General features: G+C 69.9%; 8 protein-coding genes and 4 pseudogenes. 6 read left to right on the plus strand and 6 right to left on the minus strand.

Annotation, left to right across the window (positions count from 1 at the left end; genetic code table 11):
• Positions 1 to 43: 43 nt before the first annotated feature.
• The 4 genes and pseudogenes from ACFYQA_RS13730 to ACFYQA_RS13745 all read right to left on the minus strand — a co-directional run.
• A complete protein-coding gene (locus ACFYQA_RS13730) occupies positions 44 to 1,129 on the minus strand; it encodes a rhamnogalacturonan acetylesterase (RefSeq protein ID WP_388916102.1) in 1,086 nt (361 codons plus the stop codon).
• Positions 1,126 to 2,544, minus strand: coding sequence for an RICIN domain-containing protein (locus ACFYQA_RS13735; RefSeq protein ID WP_388916105.1), 1,419 nt, complete (start codon positions 2,542 to 2,544; stop codon positions 1,126 to 1,128). The genes ACFYQA_RS13730 and ACFYQA_RS13735 overlap by 4 nt, the downstream gene beginning before the upstream one ends.
• Entirely contained in the window at positions 2,541 to 3,716 is a 1,176-nt protein-coding gene (locus ACFYQA_RS13740; RefSeq protein WP_388916108.1) for a family 43 glycosylhydrolase, read from the minus strand. Before ACFYQA_RS13740 ends, ACFYQA_RS13735 begins: the two co-directional genes overlap by 4 nt.
• A 184-nt stretch (positions 3,717 to 3,900) precedes the next feature.
• Positions 3,901 to 4,428, minus strand: a pseudogene (locus tag ACFYQA_RS13745) (class II glutamine amidotransferase); the annotation flags it as partial.
• Positions 4,429 to 4,651: 223 nt separating this feature from the next.
• Between ACFYQA_RS13745 and ACFYQA_RS13750 the strand changes: the two are divergent.
• Complete coding sequence (locus tag ACFYQA_RS13750; RefSeq protein WP_388916111.1) at positions 4,652 to 5,938, plus strand: RNA-guided endonuclease InsQ/TnpB family protein; 1,287 nt, start codon at positions 4,652 to 4,654, stop codon at positions 5,936 to 5,938.
• Positions 5,939 to 5,954: 16 nt separating this feature from the next.
• On the opposite strand, the pseudogene ACFYQA_RS13755 reads toward ACFYQA_RS13750, so the two are convergent.
• Positions 5,955 to 6,281 (minus strand): annotated as a pseudogene (locus tag ACFYQA_RS13755) (class II glutamine amidotransferase); the annotation flags it as partial.
• Positions 6,282 to 6,419: 138 nt separating this feature from the next.
• Here ACFYQA_RS13755 and mmuM point away from each other — a divergent pair.
• The gene (gene mmuM / locus ACFYQA_RS13760; RefSeq protein WP_388916114.1) at positions 6,420 to 7,334 is read left to right on the plus strand and encodes a homocysteine S-methyltransferase; all 915 of its coding nucleotides are present in this window, start codon (positions 6,420 to 6,422) and stop codon (positions 7,332 to 7,334) included.
• Here mmuM and ACFYQA_RS13765 read toward each other — a convergent pair.
• Positions 7,306 to 7,776: pseudogene (locus ACFYQA_RS13765) on the minus strand (ATP-binding protein); the annotation flags it as partial. The gene mmuM and the pseudogene ACFYQA_RS13765 overlap by 29 nt on opposite strands.
• An 85-nt stretch (positions 7,777 to 7,861) precedes the next feature.
• Here ACFYQA_RS13765 and ACFYQA_RS13770 point away from each other — a divergent pair.
• The 4 genes and pseudogenes from ACFYQA_RS13770 to ACFYQA_RS13785 form a co-directional block, all read left to right on the plus strand.
• On the plus strand, positions 7,862 to 8,698 hold the full coding sequence (locus ACFYQA_RS13770; RefSeq protein WP_388916117.1) for a helix-turn-helix domain-containing protein: 837 nt from the start codon (positions 7,862 to 7,864) through the stop codon (positions 8,696 to 8,698).
• Positions 8,695 to 8,907 (plus strand): DUF397 domain-containing protein, encoded by a 213-nt coding sequence (locus ACFYQA_RS13775; protein WP_388916120.1) that lies wholly within the window; start codon positions 8,695 to 8,697, stop codon positions 8,905 to 8,907. The genes ACFYQA_RS13770 and ACFYQA_RS13775 overlap by 4 nt, the downstream gene beginning before the upstream one ends.
• A gap of 780 nt (positions 8,908 to 9,687) precedes the next feature.
• Positions 9,688 to 9,984, plus strand: a pseudogene (locus ACFYQA_RS13780) (lytic polysaccharide monooxygenase); the annotation flags it as partial.
• A 105-nt stretch (positions 9,985 to 10,089) separates the two neighbouring features.
• Positions 10,090 to 10,377: transposase (locus ACFYQA_RS13785; RefSeq protein WP_388916122.1), on the plus strand; the 288-nt coding region annotated here is incomplete at its 3' end.

Raw genomic sequence — 10,377 nt, forward strand, 5'->3', positions numbered from 1 at the left:
GAGCCTGGGACGCTCCGGTTCCGGTCGGAACGTCCCAGGGGCTTCATCCCCTCCTGATCCGGCCCTCGGACACCAGATGCCGGAGGACGAGTTCGTCGCGGACCAGGGCCGCGTACCGTGTGGCGCCGTACTCCGAGGTGTGGGTGTTGTCGCGTTTCTCGTCGTAGAGGTAGAGCGCCTTGGAGCCCTCCACGCCGAGGGATTCCACCAGCGCCTTGGTCCTGGCGGTGAGGTCGATCAGTGGTACGCCTGCGGCCGAGGCGACGGCGCGGACGACCGCCGGGTGGTTGACACCGAGCCCGTTGACCAGCAGCGCGGTGTCGTTGTTCAGAGTGCCGTCGGCGTTGAACCAGCGCCGCACGACGGGCGTCACGAGGACCGGTTCGCCGCCCTCGGCCCGTACGCCCGCCACCATGGTCTCGAGGTTGGCCCGGTAGGTCGCCTCGTCGGTGGTCTTGTCGTTGTGGGCGAGCTGGATGAGGACGAGGTCACCGGGCCGGATCGACGACCGGACGGTGCCCCACAGCCGCGGGTTCCCCAGGTAACTGACCGTACTCTCACCGGAGTCCGCGTGATTGGCGACCGAGAGACCCTTGCGCAGGTACTGCGGCAGTTGCTGTCCCCAGCCGGAGTACGGGTCGCCGGGTTGGTCGCAGGCGGTGGAGTCGCCGACGAGGAGGATCTGCCGGGTGTGCCGGTCGGCGGCCGGGGTGACCCGGATGTCGGCGAGCGCGGGGGCGCTGCCGCCGATGGCGAGGTCGAGCCCGGGACTGCCGTCGGGCCCGGTGGGCTCCCCCTCGGGCGTGCGGACGTCGACGGTGAAACCGCGGGTGACCCGCTGCCCGGCCTTGGCGGCGGTCTCCGCGAGGAGCGTGCGCCTGGTCTCGCCGCCGATGGCGGTGCGGGAGGCGGCCTCACCGCCGAGACGGACCTGTACGTCGTAGGTGCCGGGCGGGAGGTCGAAGTGGCAGGCGGTGGCGGTGCAGTTCTCGATGCCGAGGGCCGGCCGGTGGTCCCGCGGCTGGGCGGCGGCCGGGACGGACGACAGCCCGAGCCCGCCGGCGATCGTCGCCGCCACCACTGCGCCTGCGACGACGGCACCGGTCGGTCCTCTTTGCCGCGTGCTCATGACCCTCTCGTCCACTGCTGGTTGGTCCCTCCGTTGCAGGTGTACGTGATGAGGGCGGCCGAGTTGGCGGTCGCGCCGCCGGACACGTCGAGGCATTCGCCGGTCGCGCGGGACACGAGGGAGACGTAGGAGCCGGTGGTGGAGAGCGACCACTGCTGGGCGGTGGCCGCGACGGAGGCGGAGCAGTTCTCCTGTGTGACGGTGCTCGCGTTCTCCTGGAGGCACAGCGAACTGTTGCGTACGACGAGTTGGTGGTAGCCGTTGCCGGCCGGCTTGAACCAGAACCGCTGATTTCCGCCGCCGTTGCAGTCGTACTGTTTGATCTGGGCGCCCTGCCACAGCGACTGGCTCGTCACGTCGGCGCACTTCCCGCTGTGCCGGGCGATGAGCGTGCTGTAGGTGGCGGAGGTACCGGTGACCGTCCCGGCGGCCGTGTCGACGGTGGTCTCGGGCGACCAGGACAGGGACATCGAGGTGGCGGACGGGAAGGTCAACGGCAGCCACACGTACCGGGAGTCGTTGACCCTGCCGCCGAAGGAGTTGCCCCAGCGGTCCCCGAGGTACAGGTACGAGGTGCCCGAGGATCCCTGTACCGGCAGGACGAACGCGGTCTGCGAGCCGTAGGCGGTCGCGTCCCCCACGGTGCGCATCGTCGACCAGGGTCCGGCGAGATTGGTCGCGGTGGCGTACTGCTGCTGGTTGGGGTTCCAGCCGGTGGCGCCGGAGGTCAGCATGAAGTACACGCCGCCCCGTTTGAACAGGGCCGGTGCCTCGCGGTGGCCGCCGGGCCACGGGTTGGCGACCAGGCTCGCGATGCCGGTGTGGTCGGCGGTCAGCCGGTAGATGTGCAGGTCGTAGTTCTCGCGGGCGGCCGAGATCATGTAGCCGGTGCCGTCGGTGTCGGTGAAGACGGTGATGTCGCGGGACATGTGCTGCCCCAGCGGGCGGAAACTGCCCCGCCACTCGTAGTCGCCGTCCACGGTGTCGGAGACGGCGACGGCGGCGCGGGCCTCGCCGTAGTCGGAGCCGTTCTCCTTGTGCATCCACATCACGAACGTGCCGGTGGCCGCGTTGTACATGACCTTGGGGCGCTCGATGTTGGCGGTGGCGAGTTCCGGGTCACTGGCCTGGGTGAGGACGTGGTTGCGGAACTCCCAGTTCTTCAGGTCGATCGAACGGTAGGCGTCGACGTACCGGAAGGTGTTGTCGTCGTTGCGGTGCTCGCCGAACCAGTAGTAGTACGCGCCCACCTTGATGATCCCGCCGCCGTGGGCGTGCACGGCGTTCCCGGTGACGTCGGTGAACTGGACCCCGTTGCCGATCGATTGGGGCGCGGCCTGCGCGGGCCCGGCGGTGACGAGGGCACCGGCGAGGGCGAGGCAGAAGGTGAGCAGAACCGCGTACAGGCGTCTCATGTCACACCCCCTTTGCCGCTCGTGGTCGTTCCGTCGGCCACGGGGATGCCGAAGTCCGGGGTGCCGTCCGGCTTCCAGCCGAGGGTCTGGACGCGGGTGTGGCGGTTCGGGTCGTGGAGCGGGTCCCCGTCGATCTCCTTGTACTGCCGGGCGTGGTAGACGAGGACGTCGCTGCGCCCGTCCTCGGCCACGGTGAAGCAGCTGTGCCCGGGACCGTACTGCCGGGTCGTGTCGCTGCCGGCGAAGACGGGGACGGGCGACTTGGACCAGCTCGCGGTGTCCATGAGGTCACTGTCGGCGGGGGCGGTCAGCAGACCCATGCAGTAGTTGGCGTCGGTGGCGCTGGCCGAGTATGTCATGAAGACCCGGCCGTGGCGCTGGATCACGTACGGCCCTTCGTTGACCCTGAAGCCGATGCGCTCCCAGGCGTACTCCGGTGTGGAGAGCCGTATCTGGGGCCCGGTCAGGGTCCAGGGGTCGGCCATCTCGGAGAGCCAGACGGCGGTGTTGTTGTCCATGCCGGGCTCGTGCTGCGCCCAGGCGAGGGTGGGGGTCCCCCCGCTCGAGCGAAGCCGAGAGTGGGGGAGGGTGCCGCGGTGGGTGAAGGTGGTGGCGTCCAGGGAGAAGGTCTCCCAGGCCGTCCTGATCCGTCCCTTCTCCACCCAGGTCCCCCGGAAGGGGTCGGGGTGGGCGTTCTCCAGCACCCAGATGCGGATGGCCCACACGTCCTCGGCGGGCGCGGCGGCGAAGTAGATGTACCACTTGCCGGCGACGCGGTGCATCTCCGGCGCCCAGATGTGGGCACCCATGTCACCGGTGGGGTGCGCCCGCCAGATGACGGACTCGGCGGCGCTTCCGAGCCCGTTCAGCGTGCGGGAGCGGCGCAGGATGATCCGGTCGTACTCGGGCGCGGTGGCGGTGAAGTAGTAGAAGCCGTCGGTGTGGCGGGTGATGTGCGGGTCGGCGCGGTTGCGGACGAGGGGGTTCGTGTAGGGGGCCGCCGCCTTCGGTCTGTCGTCGGGGGCGGCGGGGGCGGCCGTGTGGGCCGCTGCGGGGGCGGGGGCGGTGGCGGCCAGGGCGCTCGCGGCGAGGGCGCCCTTCAGTAACAGCCTGCGGGCGGGAGGTGGGGAAGCGCGGGGCGGGTCGGGCAGGTCGTCGGCGGCACGGCTCATGCGGTCTGCCTCTCACGGCGGAAGGGTGCTCGCGATCGCGAGGTTGTTCGACATCGCGAACGCCATCTGACATGACGAACGCCGACAAGGTAGGGGTGTGTCACGGACAGGTCAACGGGTCGGGCGGGACGAAGTCGTCCCGCCCGCTCTCACCAAGGCCTGTTACCCCCACCGGGGCCCGCCCCTACTCCACCTGAGGGGCGAAGCGGTGCATCACGTCGCCTTCGGGCTGGACGATGCCGTATCTGCCCTCGGGAATTTCGTTCCAGGCGCCGGGCAGGTCCCCGAGCGGCTCCGACACGATGAGGCGGGTCTCGTCGGACACCTCACGCAGGAACGCCACGTCCGGATGGAGAGAGCGCAGCGTCTCCACGCGGGTGCTGTAGAAGAGCGAACGGGACGCCTTTCGGGTCGAATAGCGGAACGCCCACAGCCGTTGTCCGTCGGTCACCGCGACCGTCATCTGCAGCGGGAACTCCACACCGTGCTCCCGCCCGACCCGCTCCACCAGGCCCGCCATCCGGGCGACCGCCCGCGGCGGGTCCCGCTCCAGGCCGAAGGTGAGCGCCAGGTAGAACATCAGCTCGGAATCCGTCGACCCCTCGATGGAGAGGAAGAGCTCCGGATCGACGGCCAGGGCGAGGTCGCGCCGGGTGCGGTCGAAGCCCTCGATCGCGCCGTTGTGCATCCACCTTTCTTGTCGGGCAGGGTGCCCGGTCCCTTCAGGGCCGGGGTGAATGCCCGGTCCCGCGGAGCGGGGCAGAGGTGGCCGCAACGTCTCCAGGGCGATGCGGCGTTCCGGGGGTGGTGGCGGTGGGTTTGACTTCAAGGTAGGTGTGGCATGCGCGGCTGTGGGTGGTGGGGTCGGTCGCTCGTTCGGGTGAGCCTGGTGGGATACGAAGAGGGGAGCGAGTGGCGGGGCTAGGTTTGGCGGCATGTCACGTTTCCGGATGTACCCGACGGCCGCGCAGGCGGAGCAGATGCTGCTGCACTGTGCGCACGCCCGGTACGTGTGGAACCTGGCCGTCGAGCAGCACGCGCACTGGAAGTGGGGCCGCAGGTCCGCTCCCGGGTTCGCCGAGCAGTGCCGCCAGCTCACCGAGGCCCGGCGGGAGAACGATTGGCTGTGTGTCGGGAACGCGGACGTGCAGCAGCAGGCCCTGAAGGACTTCGCCAAGGCCAAAGCCGCGCGTTTCACCTCCGGGTTCGGTGAGCCGGCCTGGCGCAGGAAACACATGCATGAGGGCTTCCGCGTCATCGGCACCGACCGCGTGCCGGAGTGGGAAGCCGACGGCACCCCGAAGCTGAACGCCCGGGGCAGGCAGGTCATGGGCCGCTCGGTGGTGGTGCGGAGGCTGAACCGGAGGTGGGCGCGGGTGCAGGTGCCCGGCTGCGGCTGGGTGCGCTTCCGCCTCACCCGCACCGGGCTGCCCGCCGCGAAGACGTTCCGGGTTACCTTCCGCAACCAGCAGTGGCACATCGCCTTCGCCGTGATCCCCGATCCCGTTGAGGCGCCCGGAACGGACACGATCGTCGGTATCGACCGGGGGGTGAAGATCACCGCCGCCCTGTCCGACGGGCAAAAGCTGAACTGCCCGCGGCTCACCACCCGTGAGCGGGCACGGGTCCGCAAGCACCAGCGCCGGGCGGCCCGCGCCCCGAAAGGCAGCGAAGCCAAGGCCGCTGAGCACGCCAAGGTGGCCAGGATCAAGGCCCGCGAGGCGGACCGGCGCAAGGACTGGTGCGAGAAGACCTCCACCATGCTCGCCCGCACCTACCGCCTGATCCGGTTCGAGAAGCTGAACATCACGACCATGACCCGCTCGGCGAAGGGAACCATCGAACAGCCCGGTACACGGGTGCGGCAGAAGGCCGGGCTGAACCGGGCGATCCTCGCCCAGGGCTGGGGCCTGCTCCGTCGCCGGACCGGGGAGAAGGCCCCGGGCCGGGTCGAGGACGTGCCCGCCCCCTACACCTCGCTGCGGTGCAGTGCCTGCGGATGGATCGAGAAGAACTCGCGCAAGAGCCAAGCCGAGTTCGTCTGTGTGTCCTGCGGGTTCAGTTGCAACGCGGATGAGAACGCAGCGGTCAACGTCGCGGCAGGACAGGGCGGGATCCCTCGCCCCCGGCGTGCAGTCGGTGCCGGAGGGGCGACAGCGGCCACCGGCCGCTCGAGCGCCCGTGAACCTCGACCCACCCGGGTCGGAATCCCCCTCTTTTAAGAGGTGGAGGATGTCAAATCCAGCGGCCGTGACGGAACTGGTGGCAGTTGGTCTCCTGCACCGACGAGCCGGTCGACGCCCGGATGTGGGCGAAGAACAGGGGCGAGCGGACATGGCCGGCGATCTCCCGCAGGTTGCGGTTGCTCCAGGCCGGACCGATCTCCCGGACGACCGCCGGAGTGTCGGTGTGGGCCCCGTACCAGCCCACCCCGAACCCGTCGCCGTTGGTCGTCTCGACGCCCAGTTTGGAGTGCAGGCTCTGATCGATCAGCGAGTGCTTCGGCCGGTAGAGGATGCTGCCGAGCAGGATGGGAGTGCCCGAGTAGGCGAGCCACCGGCACATCGTCCACCGCCTTCCCGACCGCGGGTCGTCTCCCCTCAGAATCCCAGCCCTCCCGCACGGGCGCGCTGCGAGAGCTACGAGAGCGACAAGGCGGGCGGGCGGCAGGCCCCGGCCCACGGTTCGGCTACCGTCGTCGGTATGAGCGGCACCCCGTCCCTCACCGACGCCCTCGCGGGGGGCACGGTCGTCCTCGACGGCGGCATGTCCAACCAGCTGGCGGCGGCCGGGCACGACCTGAGCGACGAGCTGTGGTCGGCGCGGCTGCTCGCCGAGGACCCCGAGGCGGTCACCGAGGCGCACCTCGCCTACTTCGAGGCGGGCGCGGACGTGGCGATCACCGCCAGTTACCAGGCCACGTTCGAGGGCTTCGCGCGACGCGGCATCGACCACGACCGGGCCACCGCCCTGCTCGCCCTGAGCGTCGAGTCGGCCCGTACTGCGGCCCGGCGGGCCCGGGTGCCCCGCCCCCTGTGGGTGGCGGCGTCCGTCGGCCCGTACGGCGCGATGCTCGCGGACGGCTCCGAGTACCGGGGCCGGTACGGCCTGACCACGGCCGAGCTGGAGCGCTTCCACCGCCCCCGCGTGGAGGCCCTGGCCGCCGCGGAGCCCGACGTCCTGGCCCTGGAGACGATCCCGGACACCGACGAGGCCGAGGCCCTGCTGCGGGTCCTGCCCGGCCTCGGCATCCCGGCCTGGCTGTCCTACTCGGCGACGGGCGACCGCACCCGCGCGGGCCAGCCCCTGTCCGACGCCTTCGCGCTCGCCGCCGACGTGGACGAGGTGATCGCCGTGGGTGTCAATTGCTGCGCCCCGGAGGACGCCGACCACGCGGTCGCCCTCGCGGCCCGGGTCACCGGCAAACCGGTCGTGGTCTACCCCAACAGCGGCGAGATCTGGGACGCCGGGGCACGGGCGTGGACGGGTCGCGCCACGTTCACCGCCGAGCAGGTCACGGGGTGGAGGGAGTCCGGGGCTCGGCTGATCGGAGGGTGCTGCCGGGTGGGACCGGAGACGGTCTCGGCGATCGCGGGGGCAGTGCGGCGCCCGGCGTAGCGAACTCGCACCACACGACCTTCCCCGGATCCCGCTCCCCCACGCCCCACTTGTCGGCCAGCTCGGCCACCAGCAACAGCCCGCGCCCGCCCTCCCCGGGCTCCGGCACATCCGCCGCCTCCGGTACGGCCGGCGCCCCGCCCCCGCTGTCGTGCACCTCGACCCGCACGCCACCGTCGCCGTACGGCAGCAGGCGCAACAGGAAGCCACGGCCGGGCGGCACACCGTGCATCAGCGCGTTGGTGGCGAGTTCGCTGACGCACAGCAGCACATCGTCCTCGCGCCCGCACACGCCCCAGCCGACGAGCGCCCGGCGCGCGAAGTCCCGGGCCTCGGGCACGGACCGGCGCTCACGCCGGAAGAACCGCTCAAGCGGGGCGGGGACCCGGGACAAGGGTGAAGTTTCCTGACTCACAGGACGAGAGTCACGCTCCGTACCCATCCTGGAACAGTCCGCGCACCCGTACGTTCCCTATGTACGCATGCGCGACAGTGAACGCACACACGCGGGTGGGGAGTTCGACCCTATGAGCACCACGGCAAGACCACGGTCCCGGTCACGCAGGAACGCGTCCGCGATGAAAATGGTGGGCGCCCTGCTCGCCACCTTCCGCGAGGCGGCGGGGCACACCCAGCGCTCCCTGGGCGAACGCTTCGTCGTGAGCGAGCAGCAGATCGCGTCGATCGAGCAGGGCAGACGCCCCCTGAAGCCGGACCTCGCAGACCAACTGGACGACCTCCTGGACACCAAGGGCGCGCTGACGGCCGCGCTGGCTCATATGCCGGAGGTGGACCTGGTCCCGCTGTGGGCGGAGGAGTTCCTGGACCGGGAGCGGGAAGCCATCGCGATCTCCTCGTACGAGAACCAGGTGCTACCCGGCCTGCTCCAGACGGAGGCGTACGCACGGGCGGTCTTTCGGAGCCGTATCCCTGTGATCGCCGAGGGCCAGATCGAGCAGCACGTGGAAGCACGTACTCAGCGGCAAACCGTCCTCCACGACAAGGCGCCCCCGATCACGTGCTTCATCGTGTGGGAGGCAGTTCTCCAAGACCGCTTGGGCGGCGACGCGGTGCACGTCGAGCAGTTGCGCCATCTGCGGCTTCTCTCCGAACTGCCAGGCCTCACTCTGCAAGTTCAGCCGCTGGGGCGGACCAGTCACGCAGCCCTCGACGGCCCCTTCGTCCTCTTGGAGACACCCGACCACCAACGACTCGCCTATACGGAAACCCAACGCGGTAGCCACCTGATCGCCCATCCCGACGAGGTGGCGATCCTGACCCAAAGGTGTGCCATGCTGCGGTCTCAGGCCCTCAACCCCGAAGACACGAGGGACCTTCTGGACCGTCTTCTAGGAGACCAATGAGCAGCAGCACCGCACTTCAGTGGTTCAAGTCGAGCTACAGCGGAAGCGACGGCGGCAACTGCCTCGAAGTGGCCGCCCACCCCACCGCCGTCCACATCCGCGACTCCAAGACCCCGGACGCTCCCCACCTCACCGTCACCCCGGAAGCCTGGTCTTCGTTCCTGTCCGTACCGTCGGCGGATACGACGGCGTCTCTCCGGGGGGCGTAAGGATCTGAAGGCGACGTCGCCGGTCAGGGCCGGTAGTAGTCCTCGATGGGTGTGAGACCGAGTGACGGTGTGCCGGCCCTCATCGAGGTGGTCAGCTGATCGTGCGGGCGCTTTTCCGCGACCGTCCGGGGCGGATGCGGCCGCGACGTGCACAATGCCGGGACAGGCGCCCGCGCCCCGGGCGTGACACACCACCCCAAAAGCGTGAGCACTTCGGCTGCCACTGTCCCGATCCCGCTCATTTGAGTGCTCACGTGACACTTGCCCGCCAACTGCTCACGCTTTTCAGCAAGGCATCCGCCTCCGGCCCCACAGCCCAGGGACCGCGAAGATCTCCCACTCCACTCGGCGGGCACCGTACAAGCGACTGGTCTCAGGGGATCGGCGCCGGTCGGCCCGCTGTCGCCCGCGGGCCGGATCGGGCGGCATCAGCGGCTCGGTCCTGTCCCACACCGCATCAGTGGTCACTCACCGGACAGACACACCCGATCAGCCCACCCATCCGTCAGAAGACGCTCCGGGCCCGCTGTCACAGGAGCGGTCGCGCTTCACACGCTTGACACGATCACGCCCACCGCTTGTATGGTCTAGTCCACCAGAACTCACCGCTCCGTTTGAGGAGTTGATCTGTCGCGGAGCCGATTTTCTTCCCGCGAGGACGGTGAGTGCGCGTCAACTTCGCGCCTCTTGGCCCCACCCACGAGAGGTCGTCCCGTCGCGCGGGTCCCCCACACATGACCACGCGCACCTCCGGGACGACCTGATGTGAAGGAGTTCCCCATGCGTACCGGCAAGAAGACGGCCGCCCTGATCGGCGCGGCCCTCGCCCCCGCGATCGCCCTCAGCCTTCCCGCCTCCTCCGCGAGCGCGCACGGCTACATCTCCGAGCCGCCCAGCCGCCAGGCCCAGTGCGCCGCGGGCACGGTCTCCTGCGGGGACATCACCTACGAGCCGCAGAGCGTCGAAGGCCCCAAGGGCCTGACCAGCTGCAGCGGCGGCAACGGCCGCTTCTCCGAACTGGACAACGACGGCAAGGGCTGGACCGTCACACCGGTCCAGAAGAACACGACGTTCTCTTGACATCCTCCCCCTCTTAAAAGACTCCGTTGGGAAATCCGTGAATCGGTGTTGGCGGATGGCCTGGACTGTCAGGATCGGTATGTCGTCGATCAAGGGGGTCGGGTGTCGCTGGAGTCGCGGCGCGATGTCGGGGTGCCGGAGCTGACCGCGCGGGTGGTGCGTGCCTCGTTCCCGAGGGGAACGCTGGCGATCCGTGTCCGTGAGGCACTCGGCCCGCTGTTCGAGGACGGGTCCTTCGCCGAGGCGTTTCCGGTGCGGGGACGCCCGGCGGTTTCGCCCGGGGCGCTGGCGTTGATCTCGGTGCTGCAGTACGCGGAGGGGCTCAGCGACCGGCAGGCCGCTGAGCAGGTTCGGGCTCGGATGGACTGGAAGTTCCTGCTGGGCCTGGAA

The organism is Streptomyces sp. NPDC005774 (assembly GCF_042871645.1).
GTDB lineage: Bacteria > Actinomycetota > Actinomycetes > Streptomycetales > Streptomycetaceae > Streptomyces > Streptomyces pratens.